The sequence below is a fragment of the Rhodococcus sp. IEGM 1306 genome, from assembly GCF_036541985.1.
Taxonomy (GTDB): domain Bacteria; phylum Actinomycetota; class Actinomycetes; order Mycobacteriales; family Mycobacteriaceae; genus Rhodococcus_F; species Rhodococcus_F qingshengii.
Genome location: NZ_JAZHFF010000005.1, coordinates 392,171 through 410,014 on the forward strand (window position 1 = coordinate 392,171; position 17,844 = coordinate 410,014).

Annotated in this window: 18 protein-coding genes and 1 other RNA gene; 10 read left to right on the forward strand and 9 right to left on the reverse strand. The window is 62.0% G+C overall.

Going from position 1 to position 17,844, the window contains the following annotated elements; genetic code table 11:
* Positions 1-90: 90 nt before the first annotated feature.
* On the reverse strand, positions 91-873 hold the full coding sequence (gene hisN, locus V3587_RS17290) for a histidinol-phosphatase (RefSeq protein ID WP_200315447.1): 783 nt from the start codon (positions 871-873) through the stop codon (positions 91-93).
* Between the two features lie 19 nt (positions 874-892).
* A complete protein-coding gene (locus V3587_RS17295) occupies positions 893-1,387 on the reverse strand; it encodes a beta-class carbonic anhydrase (protein ID WP_095969149.1) in 495 nt (164 codons plus the stop codon).
* Positions 1,388-1,521: 134 nt separating this feature from the next.
* Here V3587_RS17295 and prfB point away from each other — a divergent pair, with 134 nt between their 5' ends.
* The 7 genes from prfB to V3587_RS17330 all read left to right on the forward strand — a co-directional run bounded on the left by prfB (position 1,522) and on the right by V3587_RS17330 (position 7,183).
* Positions 1,522-2,628: a peptide chain release factor 2 gene (prfB, locus tag V3587_RS17300; RefSeq protein ID WP_003942364.1), complete on the forward strand. Its 1,107-nt coding sequence runs from the start codon at positions 1,522-1,524 to the stop codon at positions 2,626-2,628.
* Positions 2,629-2,650: 22 nt separating this feature from the next.
* The gene (locus V3587_RS17305; protein ID WP_019747849.1) at positions 2,651-3,535 is read left to right on the forward strand and encodes a mechanosensitive ion channel family protein; all 885 of its coding nucleotides are present in this window, start codon (positions 2,651-2,653) and stop codon (positions 3,533-3,535) included.
* Positions 3,532-4,017, forward strand: a complete 486-nt coding sequence (locus tag V3587_RS17310; RefSeq protein WP_235171924.1) for a hypothetical protein — start codon at positions 3,532-3,534, stop codon at positions 4,015-4,017. The genes V3587_RS17305 and V3587_RS17310 overlap by 4 nt, the downstream gene beginning before the upstream one ends.
* A 71-nt stretch (positions 4,018-4,088) precedes the next feature.
* Positions 4,089-4,769 (forward strand): cell division ATP-binding protein FtsE, encoded by a 681-nt coding sequence (gene ftsE / locus V3587_RS17315; RefSeq protein ID WP_020969258.1) that lies wholly within the window; start codon positions 4,089-4,091, stop codon positions 4,767-4,769.
* A gap of 81 nt (positions 4,770-4,850) precedes the next feature.
* Positions 4,851-5,756, forward strand: a complete 906-nt coding sequence (ftsX, locus tag V3587_RS17320; protein ID WP_003942367.1) for a permease-like cell division protein FtsX — start codon at positions 4,851-4,853, stop codon at positions 5,754-5,756.
* Between the two features lie 87 nt (positions 5,757-5,843).
* A complete protein-coding gene (gene smpB / locus V3587_RS17325; RefSeq protein WP_003942330.1) occupies positions 5,844-6,317 on the forward strand; it encodes an SsrA-binding protein SmpB in 474 nt (157 codons plus the stop codon).
* Between the two features lie 8 nt (positions 6,318-6,325).
* The gene (locus V3587_RS17330) at positions 6,326-7,183 is read left to right on the forward strand and encodes a DMT family transporter (protein ID WP_075832889.1); all 858 of its coding nucleotides are present in this window, start codon (positions 6,326-6,328) and stop codon (positions 7,181-7,183) included.
* Positions 7,184-7,198: 15 nt separating this feature from the next.
* Here the strand turns inward: V3587_RS17330 and V3587_RS17335 are convergent, their stop codons facing one another.
* A complete protein-coding gene (locus tag V3587_RS17335) occupies positions 7,199-7,783 on the reverse strand; it encodes a helix-turn-helix domain-containing protein (RefSeq protein WP_283377020.1) in 585 nt (194 codons plus the stop codon).
* A gap of 65 nt (positions 7,784-7,848) precedes the next feature.
* Here V3587_RS17335 and V3587_RS17340 point away from each other — a divergent pair, with 65 nt between their 5' ends.
* From V3587_RS17340 to ssrA, 3 genes are all read left to right on the forward strand, one after another.
* Positions 7,849-8,808, forward strand: a complete 960-nt coding sequence (locus V3587_RS17340; RefSeq protein ID WP_283377021.1) for an NAD(P)/FAD-dependent oxidoreductase — start codon at positions 7,849-7,851, stop codon at positions 8,806-8,808.
* Between the two features lie 20 nt (positions 8,809-8,828).
* Positions 8,829-10,385, forward strand: a complete 1,557-nt coding sequence (locus V3587_RS17345) for an SDR family oxidoreductase (RefSeq protein ID WP_283377022.1) — start codon at positions 8,829-8,831, stop codon at positions 10,383-10,385.
* Between the two features lie 66 nt (positions 10,386-10,451).
* Positions 10,452-10,822, forward strand: a transfer-messenger RNA (tmRNA) gene (ssrA, locus tag V3587_RS17350).
* 41 nt (positions 10,823-10,863) lie between these two features.
* On the opposite strand, the gene V3587_RS17355 is transcribed toward ssrA, so the two are convergent.
* The 6 genes from V3587_RS17355 to V3587_RS17380 all read right to left on the reverse strand — a co-directional run bounded on the left by V3587_RS17355 (position 10,864) and on the right by V3587_RS17380 (position 17,792).
* On the reverse strand, positions 10,864-11,442 hold the full coding sequence (locus tag V3587_RS17355) for a site-specific integrase (protein WP_283377023.1): 579 nt from the start codon (positions 11,440-11,442) through the stop codon (positions 10,864-10,866).
* Positions 11,443-11,448: 6 nt separating this feature from the next.
* On the reverse strand, positions 11,449-12,153 hold the full coding sequence (locus V3587_RS17360) for a hypothetical protein (protein ID WP_331702165.1): 705 nt from the start codon (positions 12,151-12,153) through the stop codon (positions 11,449-11,451).
* A complete protein-coding gene (locus V3587_RS17365) occupies positions 12,153-12,896 on the reverse strand; it encodes a DUF2510 domain-containing protein (protein ID WP_124566368.1) in 744 nt (247 codons plus the stop codon). The genes V3587_RS17360 and V3587_RS17365 overlap by 1 nt, the downstream gene beginning before the upstream one ends.
* A gap of 1,621 nt (positions 12,897-14,517) precedes the next feature.
* A complete protein-coding gene (locus tag V3587_RS17370; protein WP_283377025.1) occupies positions 14,518-15,498 on the reverse strand; it encodes an alkaline phosphatase family protein in 981 nt (326 codons plus the stop codon).
* 101 nt (positions 15,499-15,599) lie between these two features.
* The gene (locus V3587_RS17375; protein ID WP_283377026.1) at positions 15,600-16,865 is read right to left on the reverse strand and encodes an HNH endonuclease signature motif containing protein; all 1,266 of its coding nucleotides are present in this window, start codon (positions 16,863-16,865) and stop codon (positions 15,600-15,602) included.
* Between the two features lie 111 nt (positions 16,866-16,976).
* A complete protein-coding gene (locus V3587_RS17380; protein WP_283377027.1) occupies positions 16,977-17,792 on the reverse strand; it encodes a GNAT family N-acetyltransferase in 816 nt (271 codons plus the stop codon).
* Between the last annotated feature and the right edge of the window lie 52 nt (positions 17,793-17,844).

Consider the following 17,844-nt stretch of genomic DNA (forward strand, 5'->3'; position numbering starts at 1 on the left):
CGAGATGTCGTGCCGAATCCTGCCGACGGGCCTGACGGGACTCCTCCCCCGGACCCTTGCGACGGGTGGGATGTTCTGGTACGCGGTTGGTTACCTCAGGCGAGCAAGTACGTCCTCGTGCAGCAGTCCGTTGGTGGCGACCGCGCTCCCGCCGTGCGGACCCGCGCCGCCGTCCAGATCGGTGAACGCGCCGCCGGCCTCACGGACCAATACGTCGAGCGCTGCCAGATCCCACAGGGAAACCTCGGGTTCGGCAGCAATGTCGACGGCACCCTCGGCCACGAGGCAGTAGGAGAAGAAGTCCCCATAACCGCGCACGCGCCACACATGGTCGGTGAGTTCGACGAACTGATCGCGAATTCCGCGGTCCTTCCACCCGGAGAGGCTCGAGAAGCTCAGGCTCGCTGATTCGCTACGGTCGACGGCGGATACCCGGATCGCCCGCGCGTCACCGTCCCCGAAGGACGTGTGAGCGCCCAAACCTGTTGCCGCCCACCATCGCCGATTCAGTGCGGGTGCGCTCACGACGCCCACAACCGGGACACCGTCCTCGAGCAAGCTGATCAGCGTGGCCCACACCGGCACGTTGCGGACGAAGTTCTTGGTCCCGTCGATGGGGTCGACGACCCACTGCCTGCCCTCGAAGACTGCGTCGCCGCCGAATTCTTCCCCCAGAACGGAATCTGCAGGGCGATGCTCACCGAGCGTCGCGCGCACTGCTCGCTCGACAGCCAGGTCGGCGTCGGAGACGGGGGTGAGGTCCGGCTTGTCGTCCACTCGAAGATCGAGTGCGCCGAAGCGGGCGCGAGTGATCGCGTCAGCCTCGTCGGCGATACGGAGGGCGAGTGCGAGGTCAGATGCGCGATCGGTCACGGGTACACAACCTACCGGCTCAATCGGGGAGAACCTCGTTCAGCTTTCCGGTGGCGACGTCGAAGACGAATCCGCGTAGGGAGGTCGTCGCGGTGACGAACGGACTGTTCTCGATACGCTTCAAAGACTGACGAACGTCCTCGTCGATGTCCGGGAACGATTCGGCAGCCCAGTTGGGTTTGATGCCGATCTCGTCCTGGATGGATCGCTTGAAGTCGTCGTCGGTGAACGTCAGCATCCCGCAGTCGGTGTGGTGGATGAGGATGATCTCGGTGGTTCCCAGCAGACGCTGGCTGATGGCCAGGGAGCGGATTTCGTCGTCGGTGACGACTCCACCCGCATTGCGGATGACGTGCGATTCACCTTCCTTGATTCCCAGCACCCGATAGACGTCGAGACGGGCGTCCATGCACGCGAGAACGGCAACGTGTCGGCTGGGTGGGAGGGGGAGCGGTCCGGTGAACTGCTCGGCGTAGGCGGCGTTGTTCTGCAGGTATTCGTCGGTGACAGTCATCGTTCCAGTAGGTTCCCTCGGAGGGACGTTGGCAAGGCTTCCAGTCCCGGTGATCCCAATACGTGACGGACGGGGCGAGCCGAGAGGGTGACGCACGGCAGAGCCCAGGTCGGCACCCGGTAGCCTTGAGAACCGTGCATCCCGACGTAATTGCAGACCTGAACGCCCTCGACACCACCCTTCGCACCTGCGAATCGGTTGTGGACGTCGAGGAGCTGCGCCGACGCATCGACGAGCTCGAGCACCAGGCAGCCGACCCGGGTCTGTGGAACGACCAGGAACACGCCCAGCAGGTCACCAGCCAGCTCTCCCACGCTCAGGCCGAACTGCGCCGGATCGTGGCACTGCGCGAGCGACTCGACGAGATGCCGATCCTCTACGAACTGGCAGAAGACGAGGGCCCTGACGCAGTGGCCGATGCCGACGCCGAACGGGCCAGCCTGCGTGACGACATCGCGGCGATGGAAGTCAAGACCATGCTCTCGGGCGAGTACGACGAGCGCGACGCACTCATCAACATCCGCTCGGGTGCCGGCGGTATCGACGCTGCCGACTGGGCCGAGATGCTCATGCGTATGTACATCCGCTGGGCGGAGAAGCACGACTACGGCGTCGAGGTCTACGACACGTCGTACGCCGAAGAGGCCGGACTCAAGAGCGCGACGTTCGCGATCAAGGGCCCGTACACGTACGGCACGCTGTCCGTCGAGATGGGCACCCACCGGCTCGTTCGCATCAGCCCCTTCGACAACCAGGGGCGTCGCCAGACGTCGTTCGCCGAGGTCGAGGTCCTGCCGGTCGTCGAGACCACCGACCACATCGAGATCAACGAGAACGACATCCGCGTCGACGTCTACCGCTCGTCCGGTCCCGGTGGACAGTCCGTGAACACGACGGACTCCGCTGTTCGACTCACACACATCCCGACCGGAATCGTCGTCACCTGTCAGAACGAGAAGTCGCAGCTCCAGAACAAGGTGTCGGCGATGCGCGTCCTGCAGGCCAAGCTGCTCGCGGTCAAGCGTCAGGAAGAGCGCGCCGAGATGGATGCGCTCAAGGGCGACAGCGGCAGCTCGTGGGGTAACCAGATGCGCTCCTACGTTCTGCATCCGTACCAGATGGTCAAGGACCTGCGTACCGAGTACGAGGTCAACAACCCGTCGGCAGTGCTCGACGGCGACATCGACGGGTTCCTCGAGGCCGGCATCCGCTGGCGCATGAGCGAGAACCAGTCCGCATAGCGTTCGGATACCGAAAGGCACGATGACTTTACTTCGACCTGGGCAGAACCTGCTCGATTGGCTTCAAACCACCGGTTTGTCAGTCCTCATGACCGTGCTCGGCGCGATGATTCTCGCCCGGCTGGTCAGTTGGGGAGGCAACAAGGTCACCGACCAGATCGACTCCAACTATCAGTTGGGCGATGCGCTGGTTCGCTCCGAGGCGACCAAGCATCGTCACTCGGTCGCGCAGGTGATCACCTGGGTGGTGATCACGTTCATCTACGTGATCGCGACGCTGAAGGTTCTCGACCAACTGAACCTGCCGATCGGAAGTCTCGTGGCGCCGGCAACTGTTCTCGGTGCGGCGCTCGGTTTCGGTGCTCAACGCGTCGTGCAGGACATCCTTGCCGGCTTCTTCATCATCACCGAACGCCAGTACGGTTTCGGTGACACCGTCCGGCTTGCGATCACCGGCTCCTCCGACGACGCCGAAGGCGTTATCGAGGACGTGACCCTGCGCGTGACGCGGATGCGAAACTCCGACGGCGAGGTCATCACCGTTCCCAACGGCCAGATCGTGAAAGCGACCAACCTGTCCAAGGATTGGGCACGCGCCGTCATCGACGTGCCGGTTCCGGCGACCGCGGACCTCACCCGAGTCAACGAGGTGCTTCGCCAGGTCGGAGTCGACGCGATGGCCGACCGTGGACTCAAGAAACTTCTGCTCGACGAGCCCACCGTCATGGGCGTCGAAAGCCTCGAGGTCGATCAGGTCAACGTGCGGATGGTCGCGCGAACGCTCCCTGGCAAACAGTTCCAGGTCGGACGCGCTCTTCGTGTCCGCGTCGCCGCGGCACTGCGACGTCAGGGGATCACGGTGTCACCAGATCTGCACACCGCACGGACCGAGGAGGCGAGCGAATGACCGATCAGGAACCGCGCCGCGGACTCGACCGACTGTTTCACCTGGACTGGCTTCCGTCACGGCTCTTCGGTGGCCGGATGCGAACGTCGACCTTCATCCTCGTCGTGGCGTGGCTGGCGACGTATCTGTTGCATACGTACCTCAATCCTGAGGAACAGCCCGCAGCCACACCGCCGCCCAGCGTGGACACGTCGCAGACCGAGCCGTACGTCGCTCCGTCGGTCAAACCGTCGACGACGACCCCCGTGCCGTCCTCGACCGAGCCGACGACCACATCCGAGACTCCGTCCTCGGAATCGAGCACGGGCAGTTCCGGTTCGCCGACGCCGACGTCGGGTCCCGCCCCGGCTCCGGGAAACGCCGAACAGTCCGCAACCACAGTGCCGACCACTCCGGCGACAACGACCGTCCCGCAACCTGGCGCGGCAATGCAGGCACCGACATCGGTGCCGCAGTCACCTGAGACCACCGGTACCGGATAAGGACGAGGCTCGTCGCGCGTGGCGCCAAGGTCACCGTTAGATAACGGCTAGACTGGCTAGTTGTGATCAGCATGAAGAATGTGTCGAAGTCCTACAAGGCCTCCACCAGGCCGGCGCTCGACAAAGTCAGTGTGGAGGTGGAGAAGGGGGAGTTCGTCTTCCTCATCGGCCCCTCCGGCTCTGGCAAGTCGACGTTCATGCGATTGCTGCTCAAGATGGAGTCGCCCACGTCCGGCGATATCGAGGTCGCGGATTTCCACGTCAACAAGCTGGCGGCTCGCCGTGTGCCGAAGCTTCGTCAGAGCATGGGCTGTGTGTTCCAGGACTTCCGGTTGCTTCAGCAGAAGACGGTCTCCGAGAACGTGGCCTTCGCCCTAGAGGTCATCGGCAAACCCCGCAACGTCATCGCGCGCACTGTGCCCGAGGTCCTCGACATGGTCGGGCTGGCCGGAAAAGCCGATCGACTGCCCACCGAACTTTCCGGCGGTGAACAACAGCGCGTCGCCATCGCCCGCGCATTCGTGAACCGCCCGCTCGTGCTGCTCGCCGACGAGCCCACCGGCAACCTGGACCCCGAAACGAGCCAGGACATCATGCTGCTGCTCGAGCGGATCAACCGCACGGGTACCACCGTCGTGATGGCGACCCACGACCACCACATCGTCGACTCCATGCGTCGACGCGTCATCGAACTCGATCTCGGCAAGGTGACCAGAGACGAAGCGCGGGGTGTGTACGGCGTCGGCAGGTAGCGCCGACTACGACCACACGTCTCGTACGCCCACCGGTTGTCGTGAAACAACCGGCCTCTCGAAAAGGAATCGGATTCCCCGATGCGCGCCAGCTTTATTTTCAGTGAAGTCCTGACCGGCCTACGCCGCAACATCACGATGACCATCGCCATGATCTTGACGACGGCGATCTCCCTCGGCCTCTTCGGCGGTGGTCTGCTGGTCGTGCAGATGGCAGGCAAGACCCAGCAGATCTTCCTCGAACGCGTCGAGGTGCAGATCTTCCTGACCGACGACATCTCCTCTGCCGATCCCGGTTGCGAGCAGGAGATCTGCAGTTCGTTGCGCAAGGAACTCGAGCAGACGCCGTCCGTCGTCGCCGTTCAGTACCTCAACCGCGAAGACGCCGTGAAGGACGCCACCGAGCGCGTGTTCAAGGACCAGCCCGAGCTGGCAGCGCTGGTGAGCCCGGACAGCTTCCCGGCGTCGTTCAAGGTCAAGCTCAGTGACCCGGAGCGATTCGGCGTCATCAACGACACCTTCGGTTCGCGGCCCGGCGTCGAGAGTGTGCTCAATCAGCGCGAGTTGGTGGACCGACTCTTCAGCGTGCTGGGCGGAGTGCGCAACGCAGCGTTCGCGATCGCGATCGTCCAGGCGATCGCGGCCATCCTGCTGATCGCCAACATGGTCCAGATCGCGGCGTTCACGCGTCGTACCGAGGTCAACATCATGCGATTGGTCGGCGCGACGCGTTGGTACACCCAGCTTCCGTTCCTCCTCGAAGCCGTCGTTGCGGCCTTGATCGGTGCGGTGCTCGCCATCGCCGGACTGTTCACGGCGAAGAACGTCTTCATCGACGGGGTCCTGTCCGACGTCTACGAAGCCAACATCGTGGCGCGGATCTCCAACAGTGACGTGCTGTTCGTCTCGCCGATCCTCGTGCTTGCCGGTGTCGGTATGGCAGCGGTGACGGCGTACGTGACGCTGCGTCTGTACGTCCGCGAATAATCGGTTTGCACGAGCTTCTATGCTGGAACTGTATTTGACGGTAAGACAGTATTCGACAGCAAGACAGCGGACTGAGAGGCCCGGACAGTGAAGGAAAAGGGCCGCAAGGTCATTGCGACCAATCGCAAAGCACGTCACAACTACACGATCATCGACACCTACGAGGCCGGTATCGCGCTCGTCGGGACCGAGGTCAAGAGTCTGCGCGAAGGCAAGGCGTCGCTCGTCGACGCGTTCGCCACCGTGGACAATGGCGAAGTGTGGTTGCGCTCGTTGCACATTCCCGAGTACACGCAAGGCACGTGGAACAACCATTCGCCGCGTCGTACCCGAAAGCTCCTGCTGCACAAGCGTGAGATCGAGCACCTCGTCGGCAAGACCCGCGAGGGAAACCAGACACTGGTCCCGCTGTCGATGTACTTCAACGACGGCAAGGTCAAGGTCGAACTCGCACTGGCAAAGGGTAAGCAGGACTACGACAAGCGCCAGGACATGGCCAAGCGCACCGCCGAGCGCGAGGTGACCCGCGAGCTCGGTCGTCGTATCAAGGGCATGCGCTGACCTCCATCCTGCTTGCCCTCGTGGCGGCAGTTGCCTACGGAGTCAGCGACTTCGTCGGCGGAGTTGCGTCACGACGAGTTGCCGCACTCCGTGTGGTGATCGTCTCGTATCCGCTCTCGCTCGTCATCGTTCTGATCGCAGCACCTTTCGTTTCCGGCACGCTGACGCTGAACGGTTTGATCTGGGGCGCGATCGCGGGCGTCACGAGTGGTCTGGCGGTGTGGTGGTTCTATCTCGCCTTGGCGACCGGACCTATGTCTGTGGTCTCACCGCTGACAGCTGTTCTGGTGGCGGGTATTCCGGTGCTAGTCGGATTCGCCTTCGGCGAGCGGCCGGGGCTGATCGCGTACCTGGGTATCGCCGTCGCGCTGGTCGCCGTCGTCCTGGTCAGCCGCGAGTCGCCTGACGACACCGCGGGTGAGGTTGCCGGCGGAATCACTCTCCGCTTCACCAGACAGGTGGCGCTTCTGACGGTTGGAAGCGGTGGTGCATTTGCACTCTCGTTCATCGCACTTCACCAGATCGGCGAGGGCAGCGGGCTGTGGGCGTTGGCCGTGTCGCGGGGCGCCGCGACCGTCGTGGTGTGGTTGGTCGCGCTGGCGGCCGGTCACTTCGTTCTCCCACGAGGCGAGCCACTCAAGCTCGCGGTGTACGTCAGCGTCCTCGACGTCGTCGCGAACGGGACGATGATCTACGCCTTCCAAGGTGGAATGCTTTCACTGGTCAGTGTGATCGGTTCGCTGTATCCGGCTGCGACGGTTCTGCTCGCCATGGTGATGCTGGGCGAGCGGGTAAGCCGCGTGCAACAAGCGGGAATGCTGTTGGCGCTGGCGGCAGTCGGCATGATTGCCGTTGCGGGCGCCTGACTCGGTCCTGGCAGTTCAACCGCGTCTGTCGGCCGGCGCTGCGCGTAGGTGAACACGCTCGCCCTGCTTCCCGAAGAGACTGATCGCCTCGGCAGGTCGGCCGTCGGCAGCGCTGATGCGGTGCGGAATGTGGGTGTCGAACTCGGCGGCCTCGCCTGCCCCCATGATGAAATCGCGGTCGCCGAGTTGGAGTCTGATGCGCCCTGACAGAACGTAGACCCACTCGTAGCCCTCGTGGGATCCCGGCTCGCGATCGTCGTCGGTGGGGGAGATGATCATCTTGTAGGCCTGGAGGTTGCCGGGCTGACTCGTCAGCGGAATGACCGTCATGCATCCGACCGTTCGCGGTTCTTCTCGAACGCGGGGGTCTTCGATCTTGCTGTTCACCAGGTCGTCCAACGGGACGCCGTGTGCCTTGGCGATCGGCAGTAGAAGCTCCAAGTTGGCTCGGCGAGTGCCGGATTCGAGTCTCGACAGTGTGCTGACGCTGATGTCGGTGGTCTCCGACAGGTCGGCCAGGGTCATGTCGGACTGCTGGCGCAACGCACGTAGGCGAGGGCCGATGCCGGCTAGAACGGCTTCGAACGATGTTTCGGTCATTCATCTATTTTGCCAAAGTGGCAACAGTGTTTGTCAAGACTGTGATCTCTTGTCATTCTGGATTCATGACGCAGAACTCATTCGACGTAGCAGTAATCGGAGCCGGCGCGGCAGGGCTGAACGCCGCACTCATCCTTGGTCAGGCACGCAGGTCCGTGATCGTCTTCGACAACGGCTCACCACGGAACGCGGCCGCCGATCACATGAACGGATTCCTCTCCCGCGACGGCATGAACCCCGCCGAATTGCTGACCATCGGCCGAGGTGAAGTCCGCAAATTCGGCGGCGAGTTCCATGACGGCACAGTCGTCTCCGTGACACGGGACAGTGAGGATCTTTCGGCCGATTTCTCCGTCGAACTCGCTGACGGCAGCAAGATCCAGGTGCGCAAAGTCCTTGTTGCCACAGGTCTGACGGACCGTCTGCCGGTCGAGCTCGAAGTCTTCGGCGAGCGTTGGGGCCGCGATGTGTTGCACTGCCCGTACTGCCACGGGTACAGCGTGCGTGATCAGCCGCTTGGCGTGATCGCCAAGAGTGCGGAATTTGCGATGCACCAGGCACTCATGGTTCGCCAGTGGTCCGACGACGTGGTTCTCTTTCTCCATCGAATCACCGAACTGGATTCCGAGGACCGGGGAAAGCTTGCAGCTCGCGGTATTTCGATCGTCGAGGGTGAGGTCGCCGGTCCCGTCGTCGAGGACGATCGGTTGGTGGGCGTGCGTTTGGCCGACAGCACTGTGGTCGCGCGTTCGGCGGTCTTTGTCGGTGGCGCCCTCACGATGGACCCCAACGATGCGATCTTGCGCGCATTCGGCGCATCGCGCGCCGAGACGATGATGGGCGATTTCGTGACGGTCGACATGATGGGGGCCACAAGCGTGCCCGGGGTGTTCGCCGCGGGCAACGTCGTCGACCCAGGTGCCCAGGTCATCATGGCCGCGGCCGCCGGGGCGAAGGCCGGAGCGGGCATCAACATGATGTTGACCAACGACGACCTCGAGGTTGCACTCGCGCTTCGCAGTTGAATTCTGCGTAGCGTGGGGTGATGGACGCAGTGAGAGTGTTGATCACGGGTGCGACCGGATACATCGGCGGCCGTCTTGCCCCTCGCCTGGTCGAAGAGGGCCATCATGTGCGTGTGGTGGTGAGAAGCCCCGAGAAACTACGCGATGTGCCCTGGCATGATTCGGTGGAGATCACGCGTGGGGATCTGACCGACAGTGATTCCCTCTCAGGTGTTTTCGACGATATCGACGTGGTCTACTACCTCGTTCATGCCATGGGTGGAGGAGGCTCGTTCTCCGATATCGACAAGCAGAGCGCGCAGAACGTGGCCGCCGCTGCGCGCGATGCGGGGGTGCGCCGGATCGTCTACTTGGGCGGGCTTCATCCGTCCGATCGGGAGCTGTCGACTCACCTGCAGTCTCGGCTCGAAGTTGGTCGGATCCTGCTCGACTCCGACGTTCCGACGGTTGTGTTCCAGGCCGGCGTGGTGATCGGATCGGGTTCGGCGTCCTTCGAAATGGTGCGCCACTTGACCAATCGACTTCCGGTGATGACCACACCCAAATGGGTGCACAACAACATTCAGCCGATCGCCGTGCGTGACGTACTCCACTACTTGATCGCAGCCGCGGCGACGACGCCGGAGGTCAACCGCGCCTTCGACATCGGTGGGCCCGATGTCATGCAGTACGGCGAGATGATGAACACCTACGCCGACGTCGCAGGACTGGTACGCCGACGCATCCTCGTCCTGCCCGTCCTCACCCCGCGTCTGGCCGGTCACTGGGTGGGATTGGTCACGCCGATCCCGCGAGGTCTGGCGATGCCGCTGATCGAATCACTGCAGAACGACGCGGTGATGCACGACCACGACATCGACGACTTCATCCCGCCTCCGGCCGGTGGCCTCACGCCGTACCGGGAAGCAGTGCGTTTGGCGCTTCGCAAGATCGAGACCGGTGAGGTGGAGACGGCGTGGTCCGGTGCAACGATCGCGGGCGCTCCATCCGACCCTCTTCCATCCGACCCGGATTGGGCCGGCGAAGCCGTCTACGTCGATCATCGCGAACGTGACTGCTCGGCGGATCCGAAAACCCTGTGGTCGGTGGTCGAGTCGATCGGCGGCGAGAATGGTTGGTATTCATTCCCTTTGGCGTGGGCCATCCGGGGGTGGATGGACCGGGCGGTCGGCGGGGTCGGACTGCGCCGGGGTAGACGGGATCCACGTCGGCTCAACACCGGTGAAGCCCTGGACTTCTGGCGGGTCGAAGAAATCGATCGAGGTAAGTTGCTCCGATTGCGCGCCGAGATGAAGGTCCCGGGCGGAGCATGGTTGGAGTTGCGAGTGTCGGAAGGTCCGGCGGGTGCGGATGGACGGCCGGTGGGTTCACATCTCGATCAGCGTGCGGTCTTCTTCCCTCGCGGGCTGGCCGGCCGGGCGTACTGGTACTCGATCCTGCCTTTCCACGGAGTCGTCTTCCAGGGGATGATCACCAACATCACCGGTGCTGCCGAGCGTGAGATGGCTGCGGTGCAGGAAACGGCTGGGCTGCAGGACACGGCTGGGGTGCAGGACACGGAAAGTGCCGCCGATTAATTGGTATGACTTCCGAACTTCGGCGCGTTATAGTGAATAGCCCCACGAAAGACGCGGGGCACACACGGGGCTGAACGGTTTCGACTGCGTGTGTTGAGTTAGGGGAAGCGTGTCGGTGCAGGCAAGAGACCACCGTAAGCGTCGCTGCAAACCTATAAGCGCCGATTCCAATCAGCGCGACTACGCTCTCGCTGCCTAAGTAGCGAAGCGTGTCTGTCAGCCCGGGGTTGCCCTCGACCCGGTTCCTGGCATCAGCTAGAGGGCTTTACTGTTCGGCTCGGTCACGGAGTCGGATGGGACATCAAACAGTGACTGGGATCGTCATCCTGGCTTGTTCGCGAGACTGGGAGATCCAAGTAGAGACTTAGCGAACTGCACACGGAGAAGCCCTAGCGATTCAACGTAGGACCCGGGTTCAATTCCCGGCAGCTCCACAAAGAGGCAGGTCAGACACTCGAAACAGGGTGTTGGGCCTGCCTCATTTTTTGTGTCCGAAACAGGTCACTGTCCACTTACGCTCCACTTTCGCGCCCCGGCTTCTTCCCTGAAACCGCAGCATCCAGCGCGTCCGCAGCAGCAGTATGCACCTTCCCTCGACCGAGTACACGTCCTGCGTCATGCTGACCTGAGCGTGCCCGAGCTGGTCCGCAGCCTGCCGGGCAGTTAAGCCTTTCTCGTCGAGGATCGTCGCGACGCTCTTGCGGAAGGTGTGTGAGGTGACCCATTCCAAGTCCACGGCGGCCCGGATCTGACGCCACCGACGACCGACCGTCTCCGGATCCAGAATTGTGCCCGCCAAGGACTCGAATACGTACACCGGTTCTTGACGGCGTCCGCGAAGCATGGTTATAGCGAACGCTGGCAGCGGAAGGTCTCGGTCGTCGCCGGCCTCCGACTTCGTCCGGTCCTGTCGCACCAGTCCTTCGCCGCGGATCCGGACGATCTGGCCTGTCACTGCGACTGTCTTTGTGTCGAGGTTGATGTCTTGCCAGCGGATCTCGAGTAGTTCACCGATGCGGCAGCCGGTAGCAGCGAACATTGTGATGATGTCGGCCATGTCGTTCTACGCACAAAACTTCGCAACAGTCGGGATGTCAGTGGAAGAAGTTTTCTGCCCGCGAGCGAGCTGGAGCGGCGCCAAGATGACGGGGCACGGCACATCTGAGGTACGAAGGTCCCGAAGTAGCGCAGCCAACGATTCGGGGTCCAATGGCCGTGCCCGCTTCTTTCGTTTCCCTGCGATCGAGGTGAGCTCGCGGATCGGGTTGACCGGGATTGCGTTGTAGCGGACAGCGATCTTGAACATGCCGAGCAGGATGGTGCGGTTCTTCCTGGTGGTCGGCACACCACGTTTGACAGCCACGTCCTGAACGAACGAGTCGAGCGCTTGGGTGGTGACTTCCCGGATCTGTAAGTCGCCTAGGCGTTGAAGGACGTGCTTGGACTGTCGCCGGTAGTCCTTCAACGTGTTCTCGGCTTTGCCTTGGGTGATGAGTTGTGTTTCTAATTCGGTCCACAGGTAGTGGACTGAGCTGGTTCCGGTGATTTGGCCGGCGGCTTGGACGTGTCGGGTTTTGAGTGATTCGAGCAGGGTGCGTTCGGCGACGGCGCCGTGTTCGTCGCGGATGCCGAAGGGTGTTTGTTTGGTGGCTTGGCGGCGTTTGCCGTCTTCGTCACGTACCCAGCATGTGGCGACCCACCGCCCGTCTGGGAGTTCTCGGCGGCTGATCTTCCCGTGCTCACCCACAGATAGTCGGGGCCGAGGCATCAGTTTCCGCCAGAGACGTTTCGGTTGATGACGCTGACCATGATGCAGTCGGATACAGCAGATCCGAACTCGTCGCCTGCGCTGATGTCGAGCAGCTTTCGTCCATCAGGTAGGGCAGTACGTCTGCGTGCGTCACTCGATAGCGAGAAGAGCATGCCGTCGCTTTGCGCCCATATGTCAGCGCTCGACACTCGGGTGCCTGCGGAGTCCACGATGTTCGCGCCGATGTAGGCGACATCTTTGCGGCCGTAGACCATGAACACATTTTCAAGGTGTCTGTCGGCTTCGATAAAGGACGCATCGATCTGGTCAATTACCGATTGCGCTGGAGTCTTGCATGTGGCCGGCAGTGGCTTCGAGGTTTGCGCGGCGACGGGCAGGGTGGTCGAACTGGGTACTGCGGATGTCGTTAGCGGGGTGGCCGCAGCACCAGCGGTTGTCGTACGGGCTGTTGTGGTTGTGCGAGCTGCCTGCGTGGTCGTTGTTTCGGCTGCTGCGGTTTCAGTGTCGTCGCTGCTGAAGTCGATGCTCTTGAAGATGGCGATGCTCGCTACCGCAGCGATGATGATGCCAATGGCGACGAGCTGACGCTTTCGATCTTTCTTCTGCTCGGGCGTTTCCAGTGTCGGGGTCTGCGCGGCGGGCATGGGTTGTGTCGCGCTGGTCCATTGTTGACCGTCCCAGTAGCGGAGCTGCCTATTGTCTTCGGGGTCGGGATGCCAGCCGGCCGGGGGAGTGCTCATTGTGTGGGCCTTTCAGTTGGTGGATGCGATGCGTCGTTGGATGTATGCGTGTTCTTCGCGGCGGTAGTCGTTCGATACGTGATTTGAACACAGGCAGTGTGACCCAGAAGGCTTAGGCGGCGTGATCGGTGATCCGCTGTTCATGCTCGATGAGTGCTAGCGCAGGATTGTGCCACTGGCATTAGACGCTGAGCGGTTCGGAGTCGGTGGCGCGATGGTTGCAGGCGCCGGTCGAGCTGGAGTCCGCTCCGGGGCCAGCGTTCGATGCATTCGATTCTTTTCGAGGTTCACGAACTCCGTTTTTAGGTTTGCGAGGTGGGCTCTGAGGTCCTGCCACGGAGTCAGGCGCGTCATGGTAGTGGATTGTGAGGTAAGGCATCTATAAAAACAGAATAATTGACAAATCTGAGGCGTCACCTTGAGACTCGCGGCCGGCGGCGCCGGTCCCACTCTGGCAGGCACAATCACCGTCGCTTGATCAAGCCCATCCATTCCGGGTAGTCGTTGATCGGCCCGCAAAGGACTCAATGTAAATTGGCTCGGCATGCACCGACTCGGTGAAACTACGGCGAAATGAGTTCTGAGTGTCAGACGTGAATGGCACCGTTGCAATTGTCGTGGGTGTTGTAGCTGCAGCCTCGTCGATAGTTGTGGGGTTGATTGGTGCGCGACAGAATCGGCGTGACGACCGAGACAACATTCGGTGAGATGTCGAACTGTTGGCATTGCTCCCAGAGGACCTTCCGGCGCACCTGATGATGAAGGATGAAATAGACAGAGCAGTCCGAGAGTTGGTGTCCAAACACAACTTGGCGTATCACCGATTCATGTCACTCTTCAGCCTGTCCTTGGGAGCGGGAGCGATGGCCGCCTTAGCAGTTATCAGTGTGGCCAAACAACCCGATGGCATAGAGGATGTGCTGGCTGGCGTTGCAATTGTGTGCATTTTCGTTGCTGTATTTAATATTGCAGCGCGAGGAAGGCAACTGAATAAGGAGGAACAACGGCTGGCAGCGAAGTACCCGCAGCCATCTAATTCTTCAAGTTCCTAGTGTCCGGCATTGGTGATCTCCTTTCTATTGCTATCCAGGTCTAATATTGTCGCCGATATGAAGAACCAAACCTGCCTGCACTGCGATAAGCGCGGGGGAAGTGCGCCGTGACGGATCCGAGTGGACTAATGACAGAACTCGTCCTTGGAAGTTCTTCGAGCACGAACTCGAAGACCGACGTGGGGATTCCTACATCCGGACGGGCTGCCCAGGCTCGGGATGAAAATAATTGGGTGCCACGAGAAGATTGTAATGTTGTAAACTGAGATTCCTCACTATAGAACCCCCGCCGCTTTGCAAGGGTTCTTAGTACCCGTAGAAAGGTGGGGAGATCCGAACGCCCGAACGCGCCGGAGTTGACCCGCAAACCGACCGCCGGCACAACCGCAAGTAATCGATCGATCGTGCGAGGATTGTAGTTAAGTAGTCACAGCTACTCACCACTGTAGGATCCGGGTTTAATTCCCTGCAGCTCCACAACAGGTCGGGCCGGAGAGCACACGCTCTCCGGCCCGACCTTTTTGCTGTCTTGCTGCGGCACTCTGCTGAGCGCCCGCGACTTTTTGCGATCAGGAGCCGAAGAATCCCAGGTCGGCCGAGCCGACGAAGCCGGGAGCTTCCTTGGCCAGCGGCTTACCGTCCAGATCGGCAGGCAATGCGACCCCCAGGCTCTGGAGGATGGTCGGAGTGATGTCGGCGATCGTGTACGAGTCGGTAGTCTTACCGGCTGCGTATCCCGCACCACGCGCGATGACGAATGTCGTTGCTTCCGCCGGTGTCTGACCTCCATGTCCGCCGGCGGGCTTGTGGCCGTGATCCGCAGTGACCAGAACGGTCCATTTCTCACCGGTCTTCGCAGCGCGCTGATCAACAGCATCGATGATCTTGCCTACCTGGGCGTCGACGGAGGCGATCGACTCTTCGTACGCAGCGCCGTTGGTGCCGCCGCTGTGCCCCGCGCCGTCCACCTGATCGAGTTGGGTGAAGATCAGGTCAGGTCCCTTGTCGGTGATGTCGCGGGCGACGGCGTCAGCCGTCGCAGCATCGGTGGCCGCTCCGGAGCCTGCATCGGTAGTGGTGACGACAACGTCGGCTTTCGGCGTGCCGCTGGAGGCGATGTTGTCGATGCCACCCCAGGTGGAGATCGACTCGGTGAGCAGAGATGGCTGTGCTGTTTCCAACCGTGTGAACACGCTCGGGTAGAGATCGAAGCGGGCACCCGCGTACGTGTTGTCCTTGACGCCGTGCTTGGTGTCCCAGACTCCGGTCAGGATGGTCGACCACGACGGTCCGGAGATGGTGGTGTGGCCGAGGATGGAAGATTCTCCACTGGTTCCTTCGGCGATGAGCTTCTGGAGACGGGGAGCATCGGCGGTCTTGATGTGGCTGAGCATAGTGCCGTCGAGCCCGATGACAACTGTCTTCTCGGCGGCCGACGGATTGAGGTCGGACGATCCGGGAATTGCTGCGGCAGTAGCGGTTCCGGCAGCAACAGCGCCGGCGAGGAGGAGTGTGATAGCTGCTGAGGTGCGTGCGATTTTCTTGGTCACGCTAAAGATATTGCGATAGGACTAGACCAATTGCACTATCTGAATGCGAGGGTTGTCCGATTGTTCACGACGGATTCAGATTGGACTAGACCAATGTTTGCTCACGCGGCCCAGCCGTCGAGGATGACGCTGACCGCGTGATCGAGGTGGAGGGGCTCTCCGCCCCACGCCGGCACGATCGCGTCGTCGGGCATGTCCCCGCGCAATAGGTCATCGGCGAACCCCTCGGTTGGCGGTGCTGGGTCGATGACGCCGCCGCCGGCATAGCGAAACTCGAACTTCTGCTCGCCGAGTGCAGTGATCGTGAACTGGCCGTCGTGCAGCGCGCGGTGGCAGGTGCCGCAAAGCATGATCAGGTTGTCCAAGTCCGTATTGCCGCCGCGTCCCCAGAATTTCACGTGATGTGCGTGCAGGAAGCGGGTCCGTCCGCATCCTGGTGTGCGGCAGCATCCGTCGCGGTAATTCAATGCCAACATCTGTTTGGCACTGACGACGCGGGTCCGCCGGCCCAGATTCAGAACGCATCCATCCTTTGTTGTTCCCAGGCGAAGCTTGGCATTGCAGAGCACTTCCTCGGCATCGTTTTCGGAGAGGGCGGGCCCGCTAGGAATGCGGACAGAGTCCGCTTCGTGGAAGAACACAACTTCGTTCGCGGCGGCCTTGGATGTGCGGTCTGCGGCCGCGGCGGTGGCGAGCTCAGCCATTGCGACGAGGCCCGGCCCGATGTTTCCGACGGGGTTCTTGGTGGCTGTCTCGTCGGCGGGGACGGTGGCGGTGGTTCGAGTGCGTTCACGTTCCGCCAGAGCTAACGCTGCGAGGATTCGTGCGCCGTCCTGCGCAGGCAGGCGTCCTTTGACGACGAACTCGCCCGTATCCGAGTCCCAATGCCAGCGGACTTGAAGATGTTCGGGCGCTTTGGTTTTGCCGGATTCGTTGTCGGTTGCTTTACGCAGGCCGGCAGCGAGACGATCGATCTGGGCTGCGGGCGCCTCGCAGCCGAACCGAACCATCTGCTTCTCGTTCGAAGGTGTCGTGACTCGCGTGAGTGCGCGAACCTTCGAGTACGACAGGCGGCCTTGTTCGAACGCCTTCCGCATCTCTGGCAATGATCGGAGTGCTTTGGCGACGCGAACATATTCGCGGCCGGTGTGCAGGCTCATTCCGCACTTCCATGACTGCCAGTGGGCGCAGGAGTGAAGTCCAGGGCCGGTCCAGCCGCGGTCTTCGTCGAATTTTGCGAGGAGGGTGAGGAATCGGGCGGTGGCTGCAGCGATCTGGCCGGCGAGCGCGCAGATTTCCGTGCCGAGTTGCTCCACGCCGTCTCGGGTAGAACTCCGAGTTTCTTCGTCGATCAGTGTTGCGTTCATGACTTGCCCCCCGGCCTGTCTCCGACGTCAATTCGAATGTACGTTCGATATTAGAGGTGGGCACCGACACACACTTCCGAACGGGGTCCGAAAGCGTCCCCGCGGGGACGTCTAACCGCTGCCGATCGAGTACTCGGTGTAGGTGCCGACGTCCTCGAAGCCGAGGTTTCGATAGAGCTGTGCGCCGTCGCTGGACCCCTGAAGTACGGCGGTTCGGGCACCTCGCTCGCGGGCGATGTCGAGTGCGGCAAGGGTGACCGCCGAGCCGAATCCGCGTCGGCGAGCCGTTTCGAGCGTGACGACGCCGTACAGTCCGGCGACGCCGGCCGCAAAATGGACCTCGGCTCCAGCGACGGGCTGGGAGTTCGCGTACCCCACGACGAATGAACTCCGCGAACGCTCATCGAGAGCGGCATCGGCGGTGTCTTCGAAGAAACCGATAACTGCGGCTGAGGGCGGCGACCAATTGGCGGCCATCACGGCGGCATAGTCGGCGAGCTGGGTACGAGTAGTCACCCGATGAACGGAGAGTTCTGGGACAGGCGTCGGATGAGGGACGACGTCAAGGTCCGCCGTCATCGCTCGTTCTTCCTCGGAGCGCAGACAGCCGAGGGCGGACAGGCGAGCCCCGAGGTCAGAGGGATTGTCGCGGGGTCCGGTCCACCAGGAGAACGGACGTCCGGTTGCTCGAATCGAGGCGAGGATGTCGATCAGTCGCCGATCTTCGGGCCCGTCGGCAGGTACGGCGAAGCGAGCACCAGCGATGATGTTGAACGTGTCGTCGGCGAGGCCGCTGTCTGCGACGACAACATCTGCAGTGACCGTGACCGATGCAGTCGGCAAGTGTTCATGCAGGTGGCAGGCATGGGAAACCAAGTTGGCGTCCATGGCGTCGAGGACGTCACCGACGAGTGCTTCATGATTCACAAAAGAAATTCTACGAACCCCATCCAAATGGTTTTCGGCTCCGAATGCCATG

Coding starts and splice junctions, on each gene's coding strand:
- V3587_RS17340 (WP_283377021.1), top strand. CDS start 7,849: ATGACGCAGAACTCATTCGACGTAGCAGTAATCGGAGCCGGCGCGGCA.
- V3587_RS17365 (WP_124566368.1), bottom strand. CDS start 12,896: ATGAGCACTCCCCCGGCCGGCTGGCATCCCGACCCCGAAGACAATAGG.
- V3587_RS17355 (WP_283377023.1), bottom strand. CDS start 11,442: ATGGCCGACATCATCACAATGTTCGCTGCTACCGGCTGCCGCATCGGT.
- V3587_RS17345 (WP_283377022.1), top strand. CDS start 8,829: ATGGACGCAGTGAGAGTGTTGATCACGGGTGCGACCGGATACATCGGC.
- V3587_RS17310 (WP_235171924.1), top strand. CDS start 3,532: ATGACCGATCAGGAACCGCGCCGCGGACTCGACCGACTGTTTCACCTG.
- V3587_RS17375 (WP_283377026.1), bottom strand. CDS start 16,865: ATGAACGCAACACTGATCGACGAAGAAACTCGGAGTTCTACCCGAGAC.
- V3587_RS17295 (WP_095969149.1), bottom strand. CDS start 1,387: ATGACTGTCACCGACGAATACCTGCAGAACAACGCCGCCTACGCCGAG.
- V3587_RS17360 (WP_331702165.1), bottom strand. CDS start 12,153: ATGCCTCGGCCCCGACTATCTGTGGGTGAGCACGGGAAGATCAGCCGC.
- V3587_RS17335 (WP_283377020.1), bottom strand. CDS start 7,783: ATGACCGAAACATCGTTCGAAGCCGTTCTAGCCGGCATCGGCCCTCGC.
- V3587_RS17305 (WP_019747849.1), top strand. CDS start 2,651: ATGACTTTACTTCGACCTGGGCAGAACCTGCTCGATTGGCTTCAAACC.
- ftsX (WP_003942367.1), top strand. CDS start 4,851: ATGCGCGCCAGCTTTATTTTCAGTGAAGTCCTGACCGGCCTACGCCGC.
- ftsE (WP_020969258.1), top strand. CDS start 4,089: ATGAAGAATGTGTCGAAGTCCTACAAGGCCTCCACCAGGCCGGCGCTC.